General features: G+C 66.5%; 18 protein-coding genes and 1 tRNA gene. 12 read left to right on the top strand and 7 right to left on the bottom strand.

The features are described 5' to 3' along the window. The first annotated feature begins 121 nt into the window (after positions 1-121). On the top strand, positions 122-9859 hold the full coding sequence (locus MB901379_RS02435) for a type I polyketide synthase (protein WP_158015200.1): 9738 nt from the start codon (positions 122-124) through the stop codon (positions 9857-9859). 42 nt (positions 9860-9901) lie between these two features. On the opposite strand, the gene MB901379_RS02430 is transcribed toward MB901379_RS02435, so the two are convergent. The 6 genes from MB901379_RS02430 to pcp form a co-directional block, all read right to left on the bottom strand. Then, positions 9902-11236, bottom strand: coding sequence for a UDP-glucose dehydrogenase family protein (locus MB901379_RS02430; protein WP_158015199.1), 1335 nt, complete (start codon positions 11234-11236; stop codon positions 9902-9904). A gap of 76 nt (positions 11237-11312) precedes the next feature. Continuing rightward, positions 11313-12692, bottom strand: a complete 1380-nt coding sequence (locus MB901379_RS02425; RefSeq protein ID WP_158015198.1) for a DUF7159 family protein — start codon at positions 12690-12692, stop codon at positions 11313-11315. Positions 12693-12872: 180 nt separating this feature from the next. Further along, positions 12873-14369 (bottom strand): DUF7159 family protein, encoded by a 1497-nt coding sequence (locus MB901379_RS02420; RefSeq protein WP_408632351.1) that lies wholly within the window; start codon positions 14367-14369, stop codon positions 12873-12875. A gap of 163 nt (positions 14370-14532) precedes the next feature. Continuing rightward, the gene (gene dcd, locus MB901379_RS02415; RefSeq protein WP_158015196.1) at positions 14533-15105 is read right to left on the bottom strand and encodes a dCTP deaminase; all 573 of its coding nucleotides are present in this window, start codon (positions 15103-15105) and stop codon (positions 14533-14535) included. 44 nt (positions 15106-15149) lie between these two features. Beyond that, entirely contained in the window at positions 15150-15809 is a 660-nt protein-coding gene (locus MB901379_RS02410) for a hypothetical protein (RefSeq protein WP_158015195.1), read from the bottom strand. A 196-nt stretch (positions 15810-16005) separates the two neighbouring features. Then, positions 16006-16674, bottom strand: a complete 669-nt coding sequence (gene pcp / locus MB901379_RS02405) for a pyroglutamyl-peptidase I (protein WP_158015194.1) — start codon at positions 16672-16674, stop codon at positions 16006-16008. Between the two features lie 507 nt (positions 16675-17181). Here pcp and MB901379_RS02400 point away from each other — a divergent pair. Both MB901379_RS02400 and MB901379_RS02395 read left to right on the top strand, forming a co-directional pair. Next, the gene (locus tag MB901379_RS02400; RefSeq protein ID WP_232022067.1) at positions 17182-18018 is read left to right on the top strand and encodes a ZIP family metal transporter; all 837 of its coding nucleotides are present in this window, start codon (positions 17182-17184) and stop codon (positions 18016-18018) included. A 55-nt stretch (positions 18019-18073) separates the two neighbouring features. Then, positions 18074-18147 (top strand) — tRNA-Gly (locus tag MB901379_RS02395). Positions 18148-18198: 51 nt separating this feature from the next. Here the strand turns inward: MB901379_RS02395 and MB901379_RS02390 are convergent. Next, positions 18199-18999 carry a tyrosine-type recombinase/integrase gene (locus tag MB901379_RS02390; RefSeq protein WP_232021967.1) on the bottom strand — a complete coding sequence of 267 codons (801 nt, stop codon included), beginning with the start codon at positions 18997-18999 and terminating at the stop codon, positions 18199-18201. 37 nt (positions 19000-19036) lie between these two features. Here MB901379_RS02390 and MB901379_RS02385 point away from each other — a divergent pair, with 37 nt between their 5' ends. The 9 genes from MB901379_RS02385 (at position 19037) to MB901379_RS02345 (ending at position 23850) form a co-directional block, all read left to right on the top strand. Beyond that, positions 19037-19234 (top strand): hypothetical protein, encoded by a 198-nt coding sequence (locus MB901379_RS02385; protein WP_158015193.1) that lies wholly within the window; start codon positions 19037-19039, stop codon positions 19232-19234. Positions 19235-19652: 418 nt separating this feature from the next. Continuing rightward, positions 19653-19958 (top strand): NUMOD4 domain-containing protein, encoded by a 306-nt coding sequence (locus tag MB901379_RS25240; protein WP_408632350.1) that lies wholly within the window; start codon positions 19653-19655, stop codon positions 19956-19958. After that, a complete protein-coding gene (locus tag MB901379_RS02375; protein WP_158015191.1) occupies positions 19955-20335 on the top strand; it encodes a hypothetical protein in 381 nt (126 codons plus the stop codon). Before MB901379_RS25240 ends, MB901379_RS02375 begins: the two co-directional genes overlap by 4 nt. Next, complete coding sequence (locus MB901379_RS02370; protein WP_158015190.1) at positions 20332-20712, top strand: hypothetical protein; 381 nt, start codon at positions 20332-20334, stop codon at positions 20710-20712. The genes MB901379_RS02375 and MB901379_RS02370 overlap by 4 nt, the downstream gene beginning before the upstream one ends. Positions 20713-20753: 41 nt before the next feature. Beyond that, entirely contained in the window at positions 20754-20924 is a 171-nt protein-coding gene (locus tag MB901379_RS02365) for a hypothetical protein (RefSeq protein WP_158015189.1), read from the top strand. Between the two features lie 27 nt (positions 20925-20951). Beyond that, a complete protein-coding gene (locus MB901379_RS02360) occupies positions 20952-21722 on the top strand; it encodes a hypothetical protein (RefSeq protein WP_158015188.1) in 771 nt (256 codons plus the stop codon). Between the two features lie 363 nt (positions 21723-22085). Then, complete coding sequence (locus tag MB901379_RS02355; protein ID WP_158015187.1) at positions 22086-22385, top strand: hypothetical protein; 300 nt, start codon at positions 22086-22088, stop codon at positions 22383-22385. A 121-nt stretch (positions 22386-22506) separates the two neighbouring features. After that, entirely contained in the window at positions 22507-22698 is a 192-nt protein-coding gene (locus tag MB901379_RS02350) for a hypothetical protein (protein ID WP_158015186.1), read from the top strand. Between the two features lie 111 nt (positions 22699-22809). After that, entirely contained in the window at positions 22810-23850 is a 1041-nt protein-coding gene (locus MB901379_RS02345; RefSeq protein ID WP_232021966.1) for a DNA adenine methylase, read from the top strand. Positions 23851-23852 lie beyond the last annotated feature (2 nt).

Below are 23852 nucleotides of genomic sequence, written 5' to 3'. Positions count from 1 at the left end.
ACTGGGATCGAGCATGGTCAGCGAACACGTCGGGGTCATCGAACCCCACTCGACGTTGGCCGCAGCTGCGGCCGGGGGCGAAACGTGAATGCCCCGTCTTGTCATCCCCTATCGTTTAGCTGTGCCTGAGTCTTCGATTCCCGCTGTGCTGCGGGAGCGTGCCAGCCTGCGGCCCACCGAGACAGCGTTCACCTATATCGAATACGAGCAGGATTGGGCGGGCGTCGCGGAAAGCCTGACGTGGTCCCAGCTGCATCGGCGGACCCAGAACGTCGCACGAGAGCTCAAGGCTTGCGGGTCAACCGGTGATCGCGCGGTGATATTGGCGCCGCAGGGACTTGACTACATCGTTGGGTTTCTCGGCGCCCTGGAGGCCGGTCAGATCGCGGTCCCGCTGTCGGTTCCCCTGGGCGGGGCCAGCGATGAGCGCGCCACCGCGGTGCTGCGCGACGCGTCACCGTCGGCGGTTCTCACGACGCGCTCGGTCGCCGGCGGCGTCGCCGAGTGCATCGAGTCGACGTCCGGGGAGCGCGCGCCCTCCCTGATCGAGATCGACTTGCTGGACTTGGACTCTGAGCAAGGACCCGCCGCCGATATGGGCCAGCTGCCCGACGTTGCGTATTTGCAGTACACCTCCGGGTCGACCCGTACGCCGGCCGGCGTGGTGATCTCGCACAAAAATATGGTGACCAATGTCGAACAGGGCATGTGCGCCTACTTCGAGGACCAGGGGCGAAGCGCTCCGCCGGACACGACCGTGGTGTCATGGCTGCCGTTTTTTCACGACTTGGGTTTGGTGTTCGGCATTATCATGCCGATTCTGCAGGGATTTCACGGTGTGCTCACCAGCCCGGTGTCCTTTCTGCAGCGGCCGGCGCGCTGGATGCAGTTGTTGGCAACCAACAGCCAAGCATTTACCGCCGGGCCCAATATCGCTTTCGAATTGGCGGCCCGGAAAACGTCGGACGACGATCTGGCGGGGCTTGACCTCGGCGGCGTGCGCCACATCCTCAGTGGCGCCGAGCGGGTGCAACCCGCGACGCTGCAGCGTTTCACCGAACGGTTCGCCCGCTTCAATCTCGACCCCAAGGCGCTGCGGCCGTCATATGGGCTCGCCGAAGCCACGGTGTTCGTGGCGACCCTCGAATTGGGTCAACCACCGCGGACCGTGTTTTTCGAATCGGACAAGCTGGTCGATGGCCAGGCGATACGGTGCGCAACCGGGGACGGTACTCCGCTGATCAGCTACGGCGCACCGCAGTCTCCGTTGGTGCGGATCGTCGATCCGGAGACCAGCACCGAGTGTCCAGCGGGAACCGTCGGTGAGATCTGGGTGCACGGCGACAATGTCGCTGCCGGCTATTGGCAAAAACCGCAGGAGACCGAACGTACCTTCGGCGCAACGCTTATCGGCCCATCAGCCGGTGCACCCGAGGCTCCTTGGCTACGAACCGGAGATTTGGGCGTCCTTTCCGAAGGCGAGTTGTTCATCATCGGCCGTATCAAGGATCTGCTGATCATCTACGGGCGCAACCACTCTCCCGACGACCTCGAGGCAACGATCCAGGAGATCACCCGAGGCCGTTGTGTGGCGATAGCGGTTCCCGACGAAGGCGGCGTTGAAAAGCTAGTTGTCATAGTCGAATTCAGGACGCGAGAAAAGTCCGAAGAGGCCGCCGCGCATCGGATGGGCGCCGTCCGGCGTGAGGTCATTGCGGCGATATCGAAGTCGCACGGACTGAACGTGGCGGATCTCGTTCTGGTGCCCGGCGGCTCGATTCCGCTCACCACCAGCGGCAAGGTCAGACGACGGGAGTGTCTGCAGCGCTATCTGCACGATGAGTTCACCCGCGTGGACGGCATGGTGCCCGAGCCGGAGCCACGCAAAATTGACGACGCCGGTGCGGGCGGGGCCGACTCGGGAGTGGTCCAACGACTGCGCTCGCTGCGCCAGCAGCAACACGATCTCCTGGTGGGGATGGTGTGCGCGCAGGCGGCAGCGGTGTTGGACTATCCCAGCCCCAACGACATCGACCCCGAGTGTGCGTTTCAGGACCTGGGGTTCGACTCGGTGAAAGCTACTGAGCTACTGGACCGGCTCAACACCGCTACCGAGCTGGCTTTGCCACCCACACTGGCCTTCGACTACCCCACGCCCGCCGAGTTGGCCACCCACCTGGGCGAGCTACTGGGCGGAGGGGTTGCCGCGGCGCAACCGGTGGGGTCGCGGGTCGGAACAGACGATCCGGTGGCGGTCGTGGGGATGGCCTGCCGGTTTCCCGGTGGGGTGGATTCGGCGGCAGCGTTGTGGGATCTGGTCGCCAACGGCACCGACGCGGTGGGGGAGTTTCCGGCCGACCGTGGCTGGAATCTGGCGGAGTTGTTCGATCTCGATCCTGACGCGGCGGGCAAGACCTACACGCGCACTGGGGGGTTCCTGGCGGAGGCGGCCCAGTTCGACGCGGAGTTCTTCGGGATCTCGGCGCGGGAGGCCCAGACCATGGACCCTCAGCAGCGGATGCTGCTGGAGGTGTGCTGGGAAGCCTTGGAAACCGCGCAAATTGATCCCGCCGGGTTGGTGCGCTCGGAGACGGGGGTGTTCGTCGGAGCGTGGTCCCAGCAATACGGCGCGGGCGGCTCTGACGGAGTGGAAGGATACGGCCTCACCGGCCTGTCCACCAGCGTGGCCTCCGGACGTGTCGCTTACGCGCTGGGTTTGCAGGGCCCCGCCATCACCGTCGACACCGCGTGCTCGTCGTCGCTGGTGGCCACCCACTTGGCCTGTCAGTCGCTACGCAACGGCGAGTCGGTCCTGGCTCTTGCCGGTGGCGTCACGGTGATGACCACACCAACGATGTTCACCGAGTTCGCCCGGCAACGCGGGCTAGCCGCCGATGGACGGTGTAAAGCGTTTTCCGCAAACGCCGACGGCACCGGCTGGGGGGAAGGGGCCGCCGTTTTGGTCCTGGAACGGCTCAGCGATGCCCACCGCAACAATCACCCGGTGTTGGCGGTCATAGCGGGATCGGCGATCAACCAAGATGGTGCCTCGAATGGTTTGACCGCCCCCAACGGGCCAGCTCAGCAGCGCGTTATTACCCAAGCGGCGGCCAACGCCGGCATCGGGCTTGATCAGGTTGACGTCGTCGAGGCCCACGGCACCGGCACCACCCTGGGCGACCCGATCGAGGCCGGCGCCCTGATTGCCACCTACGGCGCCGCGCGTACCGCAGCGCATCCGCTGTGGCTGGGATCGATCAAATCGAACATCGGTCACACCCAGGCCGCCGCCGGGGTGGCCGGGATGATCAAGATGATCGGGGCCCTCAACCACGACCGTTTGCCCCCGACCCTGCACGCCGATCTGCCCAGCCCGCACATCGACTGGTCGGCCGGCACCGTTCGGCTGCTCACCGAGCCGGTGCCGTGGCCGGTCACCGATCACCCCCGCACCGCGGCGGTGTCCTCGTTCGGGATCAGCGGCACCAACGCGCACCTAATCCTGCAGCAGGCCCCCACCCCGCTGGCCGAACCGGCCGACCCGCGGACTCCGACCGAGCAAACCGATCGCGGTGTTGAAGTCGGGCTGCCAGTAGGACCGATGTGGCCGGTTTCGGCGCGCACCCCCGCGGCCCTGTGCGCGCAAGCCGATCGGCTGCACCAACACCTGGTCCGCCATCCCGACCTGGCCGTCACCGACGTGGCCTACAGCCTGGGCTGCACCCGCACCCATCACCCCTATCGGGCAGTGATCACCGCACCGGTGGCCGCCGCCGATCCCCGCGAAGACCTGCTGGAGGCCCTGGATGCCCTGCGCGCCGGTCGCGCACACCCGCAACTGACGCAACATCATTACCTGGCCCACCTGCGCGGGAAGACCGTGTTCGTCCTACCCGGCCAGGGCGGCCAGTACCCCGGCATGGGTCGGGAGCTCTACGAAAACCATCGCGTCTTCGCCGACACCGTCGACGATTGCGACCAGGCGCTGCGCCCCTTCACGGACTGGTCAGTGCGCGCGGTCTTGCGTCAGGACCCGACGGCCCCGGCGCTGGACCGAGTCGACGTGGTCCAGCCGGTGCTGTTCACGATGATGGTTTCGCTGGCCGAGGTGTTGGCCCACCACGGCATTGTCCCCGACGCCGTGATCGGCCACTCGCAAGGAGAGATCGCCGCGGCCTATATCGCCGGGGTACTTCCCCTGCCCGAGGCCGCCAAAGTAGTCGCGCGGCGCAGTCAAGCGCTCAGCGCCCTGCGCGGCTCCGGGGCCATGGCGTCGGTCCTGCTGAGTGTCAATGAACTGCAACCACGCCTACATCCCTGGGGTGATGCGCTAAGCATCGCCACGATGAACGGGCCCACACACACCATCATCAGCGGCGAACCCGCCGCCTTGGAGGAATTCACCGCGGCCTGCGATCGTGACGGCATCCACATCCGGGCCATCGCCGTCGACTACGCCTCGCATTCCGCTCAGGTCGAACCGTTACGTGAGCGCCTCCTGAGCGAGCTGGCCGAGCTGGCGCCGGCCCCCGCCCGTATTCCGCTGTACTCCACAGTGGGACAAGCCCTTTCCTCCGGTCCTCTCGACACCACCACGATGGACGCCGACTATTGGTACCGAAACCTGCGCGAGCCGGTCGGATTCCATGACAGAGTGGTCGAACTGTTGGCCGGCGGTCAACGCACGTTTGTGGAGTTGTCGCCGCACCCGGTGCTGGCCCCGGCGATCACCGACACGTTGGCCCAGACCGCGGGGCGGACCCAGTCCGCGGTGATCACCACCCTGCACCGCGACCGGCCCGACCGCGACAGCCTGGCCACCGCGCTGGCCCAGCTGCACACACACAACCACAGCCCGTCGTGGCGCCGCCTATATCCCGACGCGAACATAGTCGCTCTCCCCAACTACCCCTTCCAACACCGCTCTTACTGGCTGGCCCCCGCCCCTGCCGCCGAGGTCGGCGCCGCCGGACTGGGCCAACCCGACCATCCACTGCTGGGTGCGGTGATCGACCTTGCCGACCAGGACCAGGTGGTGTTGACCGGGCGACTGTCAACGGCCGCCCAGTGCTGGCTATCCGGCCACCAGGTCAACGAGACGGTGCTCTTCCCCGCAACCGGATTCATCGATCTGGTGTTGCAGGCCGGTGAATACGCCGGTTGCCCGGTCATCGACGAGCTGGTTCTGCATACTCCCCTGCTGCTGCACGACCAGGCCCCAACTGATCTGCAGATCTCCGTGCATCCTGCCGAGGACACCGACCGGCGCCCGTTTAGCGTGCACTCCCGAACCGGCGGCGAGCACGCCCAGCAAGCCTGGACATTGCACGCCAGCGGCGTGTTCAGCACCGAGCAGCGGCCGGTGCCGGTCGTTGCGCCGGGGCCGGCCACCGACACCACCGATCAGGACAGCTTCTATCAGGAGCTGGCTGAGCATGGTTACCACTACGACGGCCCGTTCCGCTCGCTCCGCAGTATCGGACACGACCCCGCCCGGCCCGAGGTCGTCTATGCCGAGATCGAACTTCCCGCCGACACCGACACCACCGGCTACGGCATCCACCCCGCGCTGCTCGATGCCGCCCTGCACCCCTTGGCCGCCGCGTTTTGCCGCACGGCTGCCGACGATGACGCTGCCGCGCCTCGGCTTCCCTTCGCGTTCACCGCAATCACCCTGCACGCCACCGCGGCGAGCCGGCTGCGAGTCCAACTCACGGCCACCGGCCCGGACAGCTTCACGCTGCACGCCGCCGACCCGACCGGTGCGCCGGTAATCACCATCGGGACGATTACGCTGCGCGAACTGCCGGCCGCCAACGGGCAGCCGGCCGCTGTGCCCGGACTGCAGGACAGCGTGTTCCAACTCAGCTGGCCGCCCCTGCTGGACGGAGCCTCGCCGACCGCGGCCGCCGGCACCGGGTGGGCGGTCTGCACCGATCAACCCGATCGACTTCCGGCTGGGCTGCGAAACGGCCCGATCCACCATGACCTGGCCACCTTGACCCCCGCGCCGGAATTGGTGATCTGGCCGATGCCGCTGCCCGATCCCGGCGAAGACGCCCATCCCGTCGACCGGCTCCACGTGCTGACTCGCCGCACGCTTGCCCAACTGCAGGACTGGCTGGCCCGCACCGACGTCCTGGGCACCCACCTGGTGATCGTCACTCGGCACGCGGTCAGCGTCAGCGCCCATGACGACGTTCCGGATCTGGCGCACGCCGCGGTTTGGGCGCTGATACACACCGCCCAAAACGAGCACCCACATCGCATCACCCTGCTCGACACCGACGCCACCCTCGCCACCGAGGACAACCTGCTCGCCATCGCCTCGACGCGGCCAGCCAACGAGCCGCAGCTGGCGCTGCGCAACGGTGCGGCCCGCATGCCCCGTCTGGCCCGCTCCTCCACCCTGACCGAACCGGATGCCACCGACTGGCAGTTGATCACCACCGGTAAAGGTGACATCAACCACCTTACCCTGATCCCTACCAGTCCGCCCAGCACACTGGGCCCGGGTCAGATTCGGGTTCAGGTACGAGCCGCGGGGCTGAACTTCCATGACGTGGTGGTGGCCCTGGGTGCCATCACCGATGAAGGACTCGGCGCCGAAGCCGCCGGGGTGGTCATCGAAACCGGTCCCGATGTGGCATCCCTGAGCCCGGGCGATGCGGTGATGGGCCTGTTCCCCACCAACGCGTTCGCGCCGACCGCCTGCACCGATGAGCGCATGGTGGTGCCCATCCCCGCCGGCTGGTCGTTTACCGAGGCCGCGTCGGTTCCGATCGCCTATTTGACCGCCTATATCGCGTTGGTCGGGATCGCGCGGCTATCGGCCGAGCAGCGGGTGCTCATCCACGCCGGCGCCGGAGGTCTCGGTCAGGCCGCCATCCAGATCGCCCACCACCTTGGCGCTGAGGTTTTCACCACCGCCCACCCGAACAAGCATCACGTGCTCAACGATCTTGGGATCGACTCCGGACACATCGCCTCGTCCCGCACGCTGGACTTCGCCGACACCTTCCGCGACGCCACCGCGCGGCAGGGCATGGATGTGGTGCTCAACAGCCTCAGCGGAGATTTCGTCGATGCGTCGCTGCAACTGCTGCCACGCGGGGGCAGCTTCATCGAAGTCGGAAAGACCGACATCCGCGCGGCATCCGACATCGCCGACGGCCACCCCGGCGTCGACTATCAGACCCTCGACCTGGCCAGCGTTTCCGCCGAATCCCTCCAGCCGGCGTGGACCGCCCTGACCGAGTTGTTCGCCGCAGGCACCCTCAAGCCCCTGCCCACGACCAGCTATGGACTGCTGAACGCACCCCAAGCCTTCCGCGACATGAGCCAGGGACTGCACACCGGAAAGATCGTGCTGATCCCCCCGCCGAGGTGGGATCCCCAAGGCACGGTGCTGATCACCGGTGGCACCGGCATGCTGGGCGCGATTTTCGCCGAACACCTGGTCAGCCGTTACGGAATCGAACATCTGCTGCTGCTGTCTCGCGGCGGTCCGGCCGCCGCCGGCGCGGCCGAACTGGAGGAGCGACTGACCCGGCTGGGCGCCCAGGTCACGATCACGGCCTGCGACACCGCCGACGCCGCCGATCTGGCCGCGGTGTTTGACAGCATTCCCGCTCAGCATCCGTTGACCGCGGTCATCCACGCCGCGGGCGTGCTCGACGACGCGGTGCTGGCCGACATGACCGCAGAACAACTCGACGCAGTCTTGGCCGCCAAGGCCGATGCTGCCTGGCATCTAGACCAACTCACCCGCGACCGCGACCTGGCCGCGTTTGTGTTGTTCTCCTCGGCGGCGGGAACGCTAGGCAGCCCGGGGCAGGCCAACTACGCCGCTGCCAACGCTTTCCTCGACGCGCTGGCCCAGCAGCGTCACCGTTATCACCGCCCGGCAACCAGTTTGGCTTGGGGATATTGGCAGACCCCTTCCGGGATGACCGCGCACCTGACGTCCACCGACCAGGCCCGCCTGACGCGCAACAGTTTCATCCCCATCAGCAGCGAACACGGCCTTGCCCTGTTCGACGCCACACTGCCCCAACAGCTGCCCGCCCTAGTGGTTAGCCCGTTCCCCACCCGCGCGCTGGCCCGGCTAGCGCGGCAAAACGCGCTACCCCCGATCCTGTCGGCACTGACTACCAGCCGCCCGCGTGCCAGCGCGACCAGCGTCGAGAGCCTGCAGACGAGACTTGCGTCGCAAACTCCCGAGCAGCGACGGCGGACGCTGAGCGCGCTGGTAACCACCGCTACCGCCAACGTCCTGGCTCATCCCGACCCGGCCACGCTCGATCCTGACCGTCCGTTCAAGGACCTCGGCATCGACTCACTGACCGCTCTAGAACTACGCAACGCACTGAACCAGCAGACCGGCCTCACCCTGCCGGCGACCCTGATCTTCGACCACCCCACCCCCGCCACCATCGCCGCCCACCTGGCCGACCTATTCACCGACACCGCTGAGCCGCCGGCGTTGGCGACTCGGGTCAGCGTGGGTCGCGATGCGCCAGTGGACAACCGGCTCGCGGACTTGGATCAAACCGCGTTTCTCGCGCTGCGCGCGATGCACGGCACGCTGCTTCAGGCCACCTGGATATACGACCGCGCGGTCAATGTTGACGGGCTGCGCCGCTTTCACCGAAATTTGGGACACGGGTTGTTGGGCCGCCGCATCGAACGGTCCCCGGTGCCGTTCGCGCGCGATCACTGGGTGATGTCTCCGGTGTCGGCGGAGATCGATATCGCCACCACACCGCGGCCGCGCTCCGAGGTGAGTGCATGGACCGACAAGCGGGCCCGCTTACCGATCGATCCGGAGTGGGGACCCGGCTGGCATCTCGGCGTGTTGCCGCTCGAGGACGGCGGTACCGCAGTCACCCTGGTGGCGTCGCATGCGATCGTTGACGCCATCGCTTTCGGTCAGGCGATAGCCGAGGCCGCGGAGGGCAGGGCGCACGATCTGGGCTATCCGCAGCCGAAGGCACGCACCCGCCGGCGGGCATTGCGTGAGGACCTCCGGCAATCCATCAAAGAACTGCCCGACGTAGCGCATGCGGTGGCCGCGGTGGCGCGACGGGCCCGGCGTGATCGCAAAGAACTGAACTCTTCGATCAAAGCGGCGCCACGTCCTCCGAGAACGGCCGGCGACGACCGCACGGTGGAGGTGCCCGCCGTGACCGCATTCGTCGACCTGACGGAATGGGATGGCCGTGCGAAAAGCATTGGCGGAAACAGCAACTCGCTCGTGGCGGGACTGGCTTGCCGGCTCGCGGTAGGGATGGGGCGGGTGCTCGACGACGGCACAGTCACGCTGCGGTTTCCGGTATCGCTGCGGACCGATGGCGACACCCGCGGCAATGCGCTCACAGCGGTGGACGTCAATGTCGACCCGACGCACGCGGCAAAAAACCTCGGGGACATCCACGTCGAGATCACCCAGGCAATCCTCTCCACGATGGAGAACCCCGACGACGAGACTTTGGCGCCACTCCCCTTGGCGCCGCTGACACCGAGGTGGGTGGCCAGAAAGCTAGCGGCGATGGCGTCGGGTGGCGGCACTTTGCCGATCACTTGCTCCAATATCGGTGACGCGCCACCGTCGACGAATCGGCCCGACGGCACCGATGCCGACTATGTCTACATGAGGTCGGTGGAGCCGGATATCACGAAGAGCGCGCTCGAGGGCATGGGTGGATACGTGCTATTGGCTTCCGGCCGGTTCCGCGGGAAGATCTCCATCCGGATCTCCGCGTACCTTCCCGGGTGGTCAAACACCAAAGATGCGCTGCGAGAACTGGTATCGCGCACCTTCGCCGAGTTTGATCTGACTGCAGAGATCGACTACTAGCTCGCCGCGGAGGTCGTCGGCGGCCACATCGCCGGGTGGCGCCTACGACGCCGTTCGCATCCCCGCGCCGAGGCGATACACCCGCCAGCCCGCCCTTTTCCAGCGGTATACATCAAGGCAGTTGCGTCCGTCGACAATGACCCGGGAGCGGACGCGGTCGGCCAGTGCGTCGGGGTCGAGCTCGACGAACTCTCGCCATTCGGTGAGCACCAGCACGGCGTCGGCGCGCTCGCAGGCCTCCGCAACCGAAACCGCGTAGTTCAGCGTGGGAAATAGCCGGTTTGCGTTGTCCAGCGCTTTGGGGTCGTACACATTGACCACCGCGCCGTTGAGCTGCAGCTGGCCCGCGACATTGAGTGCCGGCGAGTCACGTACATCGTCGGATTCGGGTTTGAACGCCGCGCCGAGTACCGCGATGTTGGCGCCCAGCAGGGAACCACCGCACGCGGCGGTGGCCAGTTCAACCATGCGGGTGCGCCGGCGCATGTTGATGCTGTCCACTTCGCGCAGAAATGTCAGTGCCTGGTTAGCGCCCAGCTCACCGGCGCGGGCCATAAACGCGCGGATGTCTTTGGGCAGGCATCCGCCCCCGAAACCCAATCCGGCGTTGAGACATTGGCGACCAATACGAGGGTCGTATCCCAGCGCATCGGACAATAGGCTGACATCCGCGCCCGCCGCCTCACACACTTCGGAGATGGCGTTGATGAACGAAATCTTGGTTGCGAGAAACGCATTGGCAGAAACCTTGACCAGCTCCGCGGTCTGCAGATCCGTCACCAAGAACGGCACCCCGGCGGCCAGCAGTGGACCGTACAGCTCGCGCGCTGCCTGCTCGGCGCGTGTTGAACCGTCTTGCACCCCAAGCACAATGCGATCTGGATGCAAGGTGTCATGGACAGCAAATCCCTCCCGCAGGAACTCCGGATTCCAGGCGATTTCGACGTCGACTCCGCCGGCTACCAGCGCAGCGGCCCGCTGACCCAGCTCGGCCGCGGTGCCCACCGGCACGGTCGACTTGCCGATGAGCACCGACGCCCTGGTCAGACGTGGTACCAAGCCGTCGATGACGGCATGGACATGGCGCAGATCAGCGCCGTATTCGCCCTTCTTTTGCGGTGTGCCGACGCCCAGAAAATGCACGTCGGCGAATTCGGCGGCCAAGTCGTAGTCGGTGGTGAAGTGCAACCGGCCCGCAGCAATGTTGTCGGTCAATAGCTTTCGCAGGCCGGGTTCGTAGAAGGGGATATCACCGCCGGCCAGTTTGGCTACCTTGCCTGGATCGATGTCGACCCCGACGACCTCATGTCCCAGTTCCGCCATTCCTACGGCGTGGGTGGCACCCAGATATCCGGTGCCAAAGACGGTGCATCGCATACCACCGTGTGTAGGTGGTCGCGATGAGCGAACTGCATCGCGACGCTTAACGGCAGATGACGGCTACCCGGCGAGATTAGATGCCGGGGATAAACGGAATGTTGAACCCACCGCGATGTCCACCACCATGACCGCCGCCGTGGCCGCCCCCGTGCCGGCCGCCGCGACCGCCGCCACGGTTGCCGTCATCGCCACCTGGGAATCCTCCCCCACCGCCCGGACTAAAGATCGGGGGCAACGGTATCTGTATCGGAACAGGTACCGGAACGGGCGCGGGCGCCGGAGCCTGCGGGATCGGAGCTGGGGCCTGCGGGACCGGCGCGGGTACCTGGGGCTGGGGCACCGAAACCGGGGCATGCCGCGGAGCCGGGGCCGGTGCCTGTGGGACCGGCGTGGGCGCCTGCGGCGCGGGAGCCGGCGCCTGCGGTGCAGGGGCTTTGGGGGTGGGAACTTGGGCCACCGGCGCCGGCGCGGTGGGCGCGACGTTGTGGGCCGGGTTCGGTCTGGTCCCTGGCGCCGACCGGATGCTCACCGCCAGCGATATGGCTAGTGCCCCAACACCGATGACAAAGATCGCTGCCAGGATGCTCGCGACCAGCCCGAACGGACTTCGCTCTGGCTGATCGTCGGTGACAGCGCTGTAGGCCAGGGCGCCCTTGCCGGTTTCGATGCCGTCGGAGACGTCGTCGAAGTAGGCCGCATCTAGTCCGTATGGGTGGATCGCGCCGCTACCGGGATCCTGCGCGTAGGCCTGAGCCGCCGTGGAAGACACCAGCAGCGGGGTGTTGGCCGCGGCCAGGGCTGCACCGCGGGCGAGCGCCGTCTCCGGTTCTGCGGCCGCCGTAACCGGCAGCGTCGTCGCGGCCTGTAGGGCCGGCTTGATCAGCGGCAGATCGATTCCGGAGCCAACCGTAAATATCGCATCCGGCTGGGCCTCCAGGTGATCGGCCATCGAGGCCAGTTCGGTCAGCTGGGCCACCGCGGTGTCATCGTCCTCGGACAGGGCCACTCGATGGATGTCGGTGATCGAACCATCTGCGCTGTCGACGACCGCAAGGGTGGCCATGTCCGGTTCGATGAAAAGCAACGCGGTGTGGGCATAGTTGGTCTCGTTTCCGACGGCGTGCGCAAGGGCAGCTGCGGCCAAAAACGCCGAGACCAGTACGACGTTCTCGATCTTGCGGGCGGCCAGCGCGTCGCGCAGGGCCGCGGCCTGGGCGGGGGTTCGCCAGGTCACACCTGTCGACCTCAGCTGGTAGCCGCCCTCGCATGCGCCCTCCCGGGTCCCCAGGATCGCCGAGATGACCTGTTCGGCCGCGCTGGCCGTTGCGGCACCACCATCGGTATCGACGTCAAATCCGTCTTGGTCGACAAGTGCTCCGTCGCCGTTTTCGCCCTCGACCAGCACCATCCGGACAGCCGCTGGCGCCAACGACACACCAAGAACCGTGTCCATAGCCCCCCAAATTTTTGCCGTCGTCGCAGAAACCTGATGCGAGACGTGCCTGGGTCCCCAACCCGTATCGCGATTCTACGCACCAGATGGGCACCCTCCGCGGTGTCTCGTTTGCCAGAGGAGCCGCAGATGGCGGCGTCAACGCCGCACAGCGAACAGGAAAGCCTTGTGCAAAATTAGCTAGTGTCGCCCGTGGCCGCCGCCGAAGCCGCCGCCGTGCCCCCCGCCAAAGCCACCGCCGTGGCCCCCGCCGAAGCCGCCGTGACCGCCACCACCAAACGGCCCACCGTGGCCACCGCCCCCGAACAGGCCGCCTGGGCCATGGCCACCCCGACCACCGCCGGCGACCCGCCCAGGTTTGGGTGATGACCCCCGACCGGGTGGCGTCTGGCCTATCGGCCCCCGGGGAATTGGGTTCACGATTCGCGGTGGTGATACCGGGACCTGCACGCGAGGTTTCGGCAGCCGGGGTTGCTGGCGGGGCACCAGGGTCGGAGCCTTGGGCACCGCGGGACTCACCGCGTTGGGCACACGCACCGGCGGGACCACAATCGGCACCAGCGGCGGAATGGCGACAATCGGATCCGGCGCCCGCGGCGCCGGCACCACCGGAGCGGCCGGCATACCGAATATCGGTTCGGCCGCGGCCGGCAGATCCGGCGCCTCCGGAGCTGGCGGAATCGAGGCCGCCGGCAACGGCGCCGGCAGTTGCGGGACCCCGGACGACGGCTGTGGCACGTTGATCCGCGGAGCCGGAGCCGCGACCTGAGTGGGCACTTCAGCCGGCTCCGCCGGCGCTACCAGGTGGTTTTCGTTGGGTCTGGGCTGCAGCGCGACCGTGGGCCGAATGTCCATCGCCAGGGCAACTTCCAGCGCAACCACCGCAGCGGTGGCGACCACCGCCAGCCCGCTGCCCACCAACAGTCCTGACCTGCGCCCGGCCGAGTCCTCCTCGACCACGTCGTGATAGCCGAGCTCATCCTGATCGAAGAAGTCGGGCGTACGCACGTCCTGCGCGTACGCCAGGGCCGCCGTGCTGGATGCGAACAACGGCGCATTGCCCGAAGCCAGTGCCGCGCCTCTGGCCAGGGCCATCTCGTGTTCCTCGGGGACGTTGACCGTCAGCGACGTGGAGGCATCAAGCACCGGTTTGATCATGGCGACATCCACGCCCGTGCCCACCACGTACAAACCGTCCGGGCGAGCGGGCATGGACTCGGCCGCCGCGACCAGGGCGACCACCTCGGCCACGGCGGTGTCATCGTCTGCGGACAACAGCTGCTGGCGCACATCGCTGACCGAACCGTCCGAGGTATCCACCACGGCCAACGTCACCGTATCGGGCTCGATGAACAGCACGGCGGTCCGGTCATATCCGACCGCACCCCCGACCGTCTGCCCCAGCGCGGCCGCAGCCAAGAATCCGGAGACCAGCATGACGTTCTCAATCTTGCGCACGGCCAAGGCGTCACGCAGCGCGGCGGCCTGCAAGTGATCGGTCCAGCTCACGCCGATGGCGGAAAGCTGCAAACCGGCCTCGGCCGCACCCTCTCGGGTGCCCAGAATCGCGTCGATCACCTGATCGGTTGCGCTGCGAATGGTCGAATCCCCGCCAACCGGAAAACTGTCCTCTTCGACGATCAGGCCGTTACCGTCTTGACCCTCCACCAGCGCCATCCGGACCGCGGCCGGCGCCAACGAAACCCCCAGTACAACGTCCACAACCCCTCCCAAGGCCTTGCAACCCACGGTCGATGCGGAGGAGAACACAGCGCGGATCGCCAGATCCCAATGACTATCTATTCTCGCCGCCGAAGCTCGGCCGCACCACAATCCCCAGCTATGTGGACCGTATGAAATTCAGGTATGACCGAGACGGTGTGGGCCCCCGCTGACCCTGGTATTTCGACCCTACTCCCGAACTGCCGTAAGGGTGCTGCGTCGGACTGGTCAATCGAAAGATGCACAGTTGGCCGATCTTCATGCCCGGCCACAGGGTGATCGGTAGGTTGGCGACGTTGGACAGCTCCAAGGTGATGTGACCGCTAAATCCGGGATCGATGAAACCGGCCGTGGAGTGGGTTAGCAATCCCAGCCGACCCAGCGAGGATTTGCCTTCCAGACGTCCCGCGAGATCGTCGGGCAAGGTGCAGATCTCCAGCGTCGAGCCGAGCACGAACTCACCCGGGTGCAGCACAAACGGTTCACCCTTGGTCGGCTCCACCAGGCTGGTCAGCTCGTCCTGCTGCTGCGCGGGGTCAATGTGGGTGTATCGGGTGTTGTTGAAGACCCGGAACATGCAGTCCAGTCGCACATCGACGCTGGACGGCTGAACCAGGCTGTCGTCGAAGGGATCGATGCCCACCCGCCCGGCGGATATTTCGGCTCTGAGGTCACGATCAGAGAGCAGCACCCGACGAGCGTAGCTGCTGCTGGTTCGTGGCGTGCTGCGCCGGGTCAGCGCAGGTACATTTCCCCGCCGGTGGGGTAGCCGCCCCCGGTCGTGGTGATGTGGACGTGGTCGTAGTGGCCGGCCCCGCTGCGGCGCGCGCTGGTCGGCGTGTAATAGACGCCGCGCCAGATGGCGTCTTGCATCCCAAACCGAGCCGAGTTCCGCAGCATATACGCGACAATCTCGTTGCCCAGCTCGATGCCCTCGGCACTGCCGGGGTTGGGAATCATCACATCCAGCGCCAGACCGTTGGGATGCCATGGCAGCGCGTCGGCTCGCACTCCGCCGATTTCATGAATCTCGGGGAAAGCCGCGCTGATGCTGCGCGCCACCAAGATCGTCTTGACTTGTAGGCCCCGTTCCGGGGCCACCCCCGCGGGCAAGAATCGGGGCTGCACTCGCAACCTTGATGCGGAGGCAAACTGGCGGGCCGCGAATCCCCTCCCGACAGCGCCGCTCATGGTTTGCGACGACACTTCGATGGGCGCTGCGGACACGATCTCCACGCAACAGGGCCCGTCCTCGACCGCGGGCCCGGCGGCATCGCGGTCGGTGGCGAGTGCGACATCTCCGGCCCCCGCGAAGAAGGCGGCGGCGGGGGCAATGACGGCAGCCAGCAATACCGACGGCTTTCGCCGTTTCCTAGCTAACTCGTGCCGACCCACGGGTAGCAGATTACGACATGATAACGAAATAATAAACACCCCCATTTTGTGAAAATGCTATGCCGCGGATCACGGGTTCCGCGCTCCCGCGGCTGGTAATACCGACCGGCCCTGGTGTGCACTATCTAGGCAGGTCAGGAGGGGGTTTGTCGGGTCGGCCGTCAAGTAATGGCGGTGCGACCAAAAGACGGGTGCCTCAGATCTGCAATCGGGACAAGACCGGTTCGCTGATATCGGCCTCTTGCTGTACGGCAACTTCGATGCCGGCCCTTAATCCCACTACCGCGGTTTCCACCGACATGCTCGGCACGCCCAGGTTGCGATCTAGCGCGGCAATGCTGGGCAGGCATGGCAGATGGATCCAGCCGGCGCGAATGGGCAGCTTGTGCCGCGCGATGTGGTGCAGCACGCCATACATCAGGTGGTTGCAGACATAGGTGCCCGCGGCGTCCGAGACATCGGCCGGTACACCGGCCTTGCGCATGGCCAGCACCATCGCGTGAATCGGTACGGTCGCGTGGTAGGCCACCGGGCCGGCGGGATCCGTGGGCTCACCGACCAGAACCGTCCCGTCGCCGTCGGCGAGGCCGTACCGTCCGCAGTCGTTGACGTTTTGCGCGATCCGCTCCACGGTGAGCATGCTCCGTCCCGGATATTCGCCCAACATGATCACCACATCCGGGCCGACCTCGGCGATGGCCTGCTGGGCGGCCGCCACCGAATGGAAGTAGGTGTTGGGCATTATCCGCGAGACCACCGTCGCACCGGCGATGGTGCAACCATCCACGGCCTCGGCGGTGAACTGTGCGGGGTTGACGGGTGTGTTGCCGTACGGTCCGAAACCAGTGACCAATACCTTCGGCATGACGCTCCCTTCTAATGCGGGCATTTCCAGTGCGGGCGTTCGATCATGGGTATCACCCGGGGGTCCTCCAGCATCGCGAACCGTGCGGAAGAGCGGCCTGCACGTCGGCACTGGCCAGCAACGCAACGAAAAGCCTCGATGGAGGGATACCGCACAAACTGAATAACATCCCAGCGCTCCTCGGGGTCCGATCAAGCAGGATCGACCGCCGGCCACGAAGCCGCGCTCGGCGCCAACCTTGGCCGCCACCGGTTCCATGCCAGCGGCGTAGCGATCGAAGAGTTCGCGACCACTGACCGGGGTGGCGGGTGAAAGTTCCGGTGTGGCCGAACACTCGGCGACGTCGTGAAGGCGGAAAAGGTCAACACCACCAACGGGCCGGGCGGCATTCGGCTCAGCATCGCCTCTGCCGCTTGGGGCGTCGGAACGATGTACACGATTGATCGGTCTCCTGGACGTTTGAGTGTTTCGCTATCCGATTCTTGTCTATCGGGTCGCGTCACCCCGCTGGTCGCCAAACGAGGCTATGTTCAAGCAGGTTCAGGCGGGTTCAAACAACGCGCCAAGAAGTTCGACCCAACCCGGGAGGTTGACATCAGCAGCGTGACCACGGCCACTTCGTTGGTCGCCTTCCCCGTCCTTGCCGGAATCATCGGCGGTGTCATCGCGCTGGTGCGTAAGCCGTCAGCGGCACTAGTCAGCGGCGTGCAACATTTCGCCGCCGGTGTCGTGATGGCCGCCGTGGCCGGAGAGGTGCTGCCCGATCTGCGCGCGCGAGGTCCGCTGTGGCTGATCGTGGTTGGCTTTAGTGCGGGGGTTGCGGTATTGGTCTGGTTTCGTCAATTCGAAGACCATGGGGACCACGGCGAAGGCGACGAGCACGATCACGCCGAGACGGCCGCCGGGGGGCAGCTGCCCCTCGGGTTCCTGGCGGTGGTCGCCGTTGACCTCTTCATCGACGGGCTGCTGGTCGCGACCGGCGCGACGGTATCCAACCGCACCGCGGTCATCATCACCATCGCTCTGACGGTTGAGGTTCTGTTCCTGGGCCTGGCAGTAGCACTGCGCCTCGCGGGCTCCGGCATCCCCAAGGTCCGGGCCGCACTGATCACCAGCGGAGTCAGCCTGGCTACCGCGGTAGGGGCCGTGCTGGGTGCAGTGGTGCTCGCCGGAGCCGGAAGCGCCGTGGTGACCCTGGTCTTGGCCTTCGCCGCGGCCGCACTGCTGTGGCTGGTCGTCGAGGAACTGCTCGTCGAAGCACACGAGGTGGACGAGCGGCCATGGATGGCGGTGATGTTCTTTGCCGGGTTCCTGCTCCTCTACAGCCTGGGAGTGATGGAATGACCCGGTTCCGGCTGAACGGCCCACGCGCTGGGTGCTAGCCTTTCGGAGCAACCGCGCCGATGTAGTTCAATGGCAGAACATCAGCTTCCCAAGCTGAATACGCGGGTTCGATTCCCGTCATCGGCTCCATACCTCACCTGCAGCAACACCATTCGCACGTCGGCGGCTGAGCGCTCAGTATCACGTGCGTATCACAACTCGATCGAAAGTCGCCCCCGCAGCCTTCAACGCATCGTCCTGCGAGTGGGCATACAGCCGCATCGTCAGGCTGGCGTCCTTATGACCAATCCACGCCGCGATCACTGCCACTGGGATGCCCTGCAGGTGCATCGCGGTGGCCGCGGTGTGCCGCGCGGCGTGCAGTTTGATCGGCCGCAGCCCGGCGGCCTTGACCGCGTCTTGCCAGTACCGCGACAACACCTGCGGGTGATACGGGTCGCCCACCTCGTTGCTGACGACGTAGGCGCCTGATCGGTACGACGAGCCGACCGCCAGCCGTTCGGCGGCCTGGCGGGCTCTCGCGGCCCGCAGCACAGTCACTAGACGGTCGGGCAGCGGCAGGGTGCGCCTCGACATCGCCGACTTCGGATCGTTCTCGACCGCCTTGCCGCCCGCGTCGACCCGGTTATTGGCGATCGACAGCGTTCGGCCGTCGAGGTCGACCTCGGACCACCGGAGTCCCGCGATCTCACCGCGCCGCAGCCCGCACAACGCCAACTCCCACGCGTGCCCGAGCCGGTCGTTAACGAGCGACCGGAGAAGCGTCTGCACTTCGGCCTCCGTGTAGGTGTCGACGGTTTTGTGTCCGGCGGCAACCGGGTCGACGTGCTCGGCGGCGTTGCGGGCAACGAGGCCCTGGCGCTGCGCGTCGGCCAACACCATCGCGACCGATTGAACGAACTTGTTGACCGCGATCGCGCCCCACGGCCGCCGTGTGCGGCCCTTGGCCGTTTTGGTGCCCCCGGCGATCAGATCAGCCACCCGCACAGAGTCCGGCGTCGAGCGGTGACAGAAATGGTTGAAGGGCTACCTCACCCTGCACGGCGAATCGACGAGCACCGACGTATTCGCGGCGGGCGCCGAATTCGGCTCCTCGCTGCGAATGATCCAACGGTGCGCCCCGAAGCTGGACGTAGCCGTGCAGCGAACCCGCGAGATGCCGTCGCGCACACTGTGGTCGCTTCCGGCCGCACCCGAAACGGGGGCCACCGCGTGAGTCAGCAACCCAGTCGTGCCACCACTCGCGCCAAATACACAGACATGTCGCGACTGGCACGTCTAATTGCAACATCTAGGTCATTACTGCACTTCAAGCCCAGTTGCGCCACTCGCGACACTCGCGCCATGTATGACCGTCTGCCTGACACCTTGTCGCGACTGGCACCCCGACGGCAGACAGCGGCCCCTGCCCGCGTAACGACCAGCCCAGCCAGCAAACAAGTCCCCGACCGAGAGGAACGCATGAGCACCACCCGGCGCGACCCAACACCGACGGAACCCGGCGGCCCCCAGCAGCCCCGCTGCGGACGCACACGCCTCAACGGCTCCGTCTGCCAATCGCCGGTGGCCCGTCCTGGCGTCGCCTGCACGTGGCACGCCCACCAAACACTGCACGCCGCTGCGGTGGCCCCCCGATGACCGGGGTCGAACTGTGGGAGCCGCTGCCAGGCGGCTGGCCGTACCAGCGCAGTAACCGCGGCCGGGTGCGGTCCCTTGATCGGCTGACGCACGGCGGCCGCCGCACTTGGCGCGGCCGCATCCTCAAAGTGCAGCACCCCAGCGGCGGCCGCCGTGCCGGGGGAGGCGGCCCGCGCGTCACCCTGTCCGACGGAAACCGCCGGGCCACGTACTACGTGCGCACGGGCCGACTGTCCTGCTGGCGCGACCACCCCCGGCCTGCCGCTGAGAGCCGCTCTAACGCATCGGAGACTTCCGCATGACCAACGACGCCGCCAACCCCGAGCCCGCCGCGGAGACGCCCACCCAGGCCACCGCGCGACACCTCGCCCACTCCGGTGTCGTCGGCCTCATCGACCGCAGTAGTCGAGTCGAGCACCTGCAGCAGCGCCGCGACATCGACCGCGCCCGCTGGCTGGGCGTCGCCTGCTTCCGCAGGCCGCCGACACCCGCCGAAGAAGCGGTGATTACACCGCATTGCCAACAGCCGCAACGTGTTTCGACATATGTCGACGTATCCGGTCACGGGGCCGCGCGTTGGCGGCGCCGCTGGCCCGAGCTGGCCGCCAACACCGACACCGCCCGCTACGCCTTCGCCCAGGCGCCCGCCGGGCGCAGCAGAAAGCCAATCGACCAGTGACCGCCGAACTGTCACCCGACGAGATCCGCGCCGCCCTCTACGGGCTCGGCGAGTTCCGCGACCGCCGCGCCATCATGGGCCGCCCTGTGCCACCGTCGATTACGGCGCTGCTGTCCCGCCTCGAAACGATCCACCGCTGCCCAATGGCCGACGTGATGGCCGACGTGTCGCGCACGCGACACGTGTCGCCGGGTGATGCAACAAACTCGGGTGAGTGGATCGGAACCAAGGAAGCCGCGCGGATGCTCGGCTGGCACCCCCGCAAGGTCCAGCGCCACGCCGCCGACCTCGACGGCAAGCACCTCGGCGGCCGCCTGTGGTTCCAGACCCGCACCGTCCGCGAATACATGAAAGATGCTGAGAGACAACAGAAATAGCTGAACAACTAGACCCACACGTCGAGCAGCAGTTGCGCGACATGCCCGCCGACGAGTTCGACACCCTCCTGGCCCGCGTGCGGCCACCCGAAGAACCCGCCGACCCGATGGAACGGGCCGCCGCCGCAATGCGCCGATCACGCGGCCTGGACCGCCCCCGCAAGGCGACCAAAGAACAGGCCGCAGCCGCCCTACGCCAATACCACGACTAACCCGAAAACCGTTAGGAAACAACACAAATGCAACCCTGGAAGAACAGCCGAAACAACGCACTATTTCAATCCCACGGCCTGCTCGATCAGCTCGCCGACCGCAAAATCGTCTTGCCCAAGCCGGTGGCCACCGCCGTCGACACCCTCACCCGCATCGAGGACACCGCACCGAAGCCGCCCGCCCAGAACGCCATCCGCGAGGCCATCCTCGCCGACCGCGACGCCGACCACATCAACGGCCTGCTGCTCGCCGAGCTGGCCCACCAGCGCCACGCCGCCGAACACCAAAACACCAAGGTAGACGCCGCCCTGGCCGTCCTGGCCGCCGTCATCGACACCCACGACGACATCTATCCGCAGCTCAAAGCGCAGGCAGATAAGGCCATCGAGCACCTGACCGCGGCCGCGAAGCTGCCCAGCCAAGACGTGATGCAGCTCGTCCGCGACGGCGACCACAAAGGCGCGCAGCTCGTCGCCGAGGTCGACACCGTGGCCGCCGAACTGGACACCCTCTACAGCCTGCGCGACGGCTACCTGTACCGCGGCGGCTACGAGTCGCTGCGCGTCGGGCCGGTCGACGCCTCCCGCTGGAAGAACCCCGACAAGCCCGGCCGCGGTCCCAGCGTCGCCGCGCAGTTCCTCGACGGGATCAGCCGCAAGAACACGTTGTGGTTCCCCACGCAGGCCGAAGCTGTCGAGGCCGCCCAACCCGCCTACCAACGCGAGAAGGCCGAAGCCGAGCAGCGCGAACACATCCGGCGGGAGCAGAACGCCAACGCCCGCGCGTTCGCCGGATAGACCGCGGCCGGTGAGCGCCATCACCCGTGGCCTTTCGGCTCCTTTCTCCCGCGCGGGAAGCTCACCGGGAACCGCACCCAGGTAGGCCCGGCCGTGCCGACGTTGGCGCGTGAACACGGCCGGGCCACCTGGCCCACCAACATGACGACGAGCACCAGGGCGACGAGGTAGCCCACACGATGACACCACCACGATCACACCCACGACAGCCGAGCAAACCGCCGGCGTCGACTGGTCTACACCCATCGCCGCAGGCCAGCAAGGGGGTGGGGGGTGACCCCGCAACGCACCCGGCCGCCTCCCGTGGCGTAGGCGGGTTTCTACCCCCGAGATCCTTGAAAATACGGGCCTTGGGGGTGCCTGATGGCGAATAGACCCCGCGGCCTGAGCACACCCGGCCGCCGCCTGTGGGACGCGGTGACCGGCGAATACGAGCTGGACGCGCCCGAACTGGCGCTGTTGGAGGAAGCCTGCAAGATCCGCGATTTTCTGGCCGATCTGCGGGCAAAAGTCGCCGAAAGCGGCGCGGTAATTGACTCTGCGCAGGGCCCGCGTGTGCACCCGGCGGCCGTCCAGGGCCGGCAACAGACCCTCGCCCTGGCGAAGGTGGTCGGCGCGCTGGGCCTGCCGAAGGGCGCCCTCGACGACATCGACGGGAGCTGACCCGGTGGGCTATCGACGCAAACGACGGACCCCGGCAGGCCCGACGAAACCGGTGGCTGAGCCGCCCGGCTGGCTGAGCGTGTACGACCCGGCCGACTGGCTGCCCGCCTCTGTGCCCCCGGTGGGCTCGACTGACTGGGAAGCGACGTACTGGGCCGCCTACGCCGACTGGCAGGCCGCCGGGCGGGAGTGGCTCGACAAGCACGACACACCGGGCCTTGAGGCCGCTATGGCGATGCCCGATGAGCCGTTCGACCCGGCCGCCGAGGGACTCGTCTCAATCGGCCGCCGCACCGACACCAGGGAGGCATAGGCGCGGCCGACGAATGACCCGATCACGGCGGCGGCGGCACACCGCGCCCAACTACCTAGATCCGCAGCTTTCCTGTGGGAACCTGTCGGAGTGCCGCGCCAAAGTGTCGAGATGACCTCAACCGATATCGTCGCGAAGGCCCAGCGATTCCCGCGGCTCCGTTACATGGGCTCCAAATACAGGCTGTTGCCGCACCTAGAACGAGTATTCGCCGAGATCGGCGGGACTACGGCGGTCGATGCCTTTTCGGGCTCTGGCGTCGTGTCATACCTCCTCAAAGCCCAGGGGTACGCGGTCACTGCAAACGACTTCCTGAACTTCCCGTCGGTCATCGCATCGGCAACCGTTCAGAACTCGGCTGTTCGACTCGAACCGGAACTCATTGACCAGATTTGCGGGCCGCCAGCCGATGATCGCGATTTCATCCAAACGAAGTTTGATGGGTTGTACTTCACCGCCGAAGATCGCCAATTCCTCGACTCGGCGTGGTCCCACATCGACACGCTTACCGGCCACCGCAGAGACCTCGCTCTCGCCGCTCTGATCCTCTCAGCGGCTCGCAAACAGCCCCGAGGAGTGTTCACCTTCACCGACGGCACCCGCTATGCCGACGGTCGCCGCGACCTGCGAATGACGCTGCGCGAACACTTCCGCGAGCGCGCCGCCGATTACAACGCAACAGTGTTCAGCAACGGTAGGCGCAGCCGAGCGCGTCGCGGGGACGTGTTCGAGATCCCCGAATCAACAGCAGATCTGGTCTATCTTGATCCTCCCTACGCGCCGCCAAGCGACGACAACGATTACATCAAGCGCTATCACTTCCTTGAGGGTCTGAGCGTGTATTGGCGTGGCGTCACCATCATGGAGCACACCAAAACAAAGAAGCTGGAGAAGCGCTTCACTCCATTCGCGTATAAGCGCACCATTGAAGATGCCCTGTTGCGCTCGTTCGAGCATTTCGAGCACGCAGGAGCAATCGTGCTTTCCTACTCGTCGAATGCAATCCCGGACGCCGACAGAATCCGCGACCTCCTTGGCAAGGTCAAGCCATCGGTGGAAACCATCGCGGTGGACCATAAGTACAGTTTTGGCACGCACGTGGCCGCCGCGCGCCGCGACGTAAGCGAATATATTTTCATCGGACGGGACTAGTA

Source organism: Mycobacterium basiliense (genome assembly GCF_900292015.1).
Classification (GTDB): domain Bacteria; phylum Actinomycetota; class Actinomycetes; order Mycobacteriales; family Mycobacteriaceae; genus Mycobacterium; species Mycobacterium basiliense.
This window is presented reverse-complemented; position numbering and strand designations above follow the sequence as displayed.

What these genes read in the sequence shown, in the direction of transcription:
- MB901379_RS02430 (WP_158015199.1), bottom strand. Translation starts at nt 11,236, where the DNA reads ATGCGATGCACCGTCTTTGGCACCGGATATCTGGGTGCCACCCACGCC.
- MB901379_RS02375 (WP_158015191.1), top strand. Translation starts at nt 19,955, where the DNA reads ATGACCAACGACGCCGCCAACCCCGAGCCCGCCGCGGAGACGCCCACC.
- MB901379_RS02420 (WP_408632351.1), bottom strand. Translation starts at nt 14,369, where the DNA reads ATGGCGCTGGTGGAGGGTCAAGACGGTAACGGCCTGATCGTCGAAGAG.
- MB901379_RS02365 (WP_158015189.1), top strand. Translation starts at nt 20,754, where the DNA reads ATGCCCGCCGACGAGTTCGACACCCTCCTGGCCCGCGTGCGGCCACCC.
- MB901379_RS02345 (WP_232021966.1), top strand. Translation starts at nt 22,810, where the DNA reads ATGACCTCAACCGATATCGTCGCGAAGGCCCAGCGATTCCCGCGGCTC.
- pcp (WP_158015194.1), bottom strand. Translation starts at nt 16,674, where the DNA reads ATGCCGAAGGTATTGGTCACTGGTTTCGGACCGTACGGCAACACACCC.
- MB901379_RS02355 (WP_158015187.1), top strand. Translation starts at nt 22,086, where the DNA reads ATGGCGAATAGACCCCGCGGCCTGAGCACACCCGGCCGCCGCCTGTGG.
- MB901379_RS02360 (WP_158015188.1), top strand. Translation starts at nt 20,952, where the DNA reads ATGCAACCCTGGAAGAACAGCCGAAACAACGCACTATTTCAATCCCAC.
- MB901379_RS25240 (WP_408632350.1), top strand. Translation starts at nt 19,653, where the DNA reads ATGACCGGGGTCGAACTGTGGGAGCCGCTGCCAGGCGGCTGGCCGTAC.
- MB901379_RS02425 (WP_158015198.1), bottom strand. Translation starts at nt 12,692, where the DNA reads ATGGACACGGTTCTTGGTGTGTCGTTGGCGCCAGCGGCTGTCCGGATG.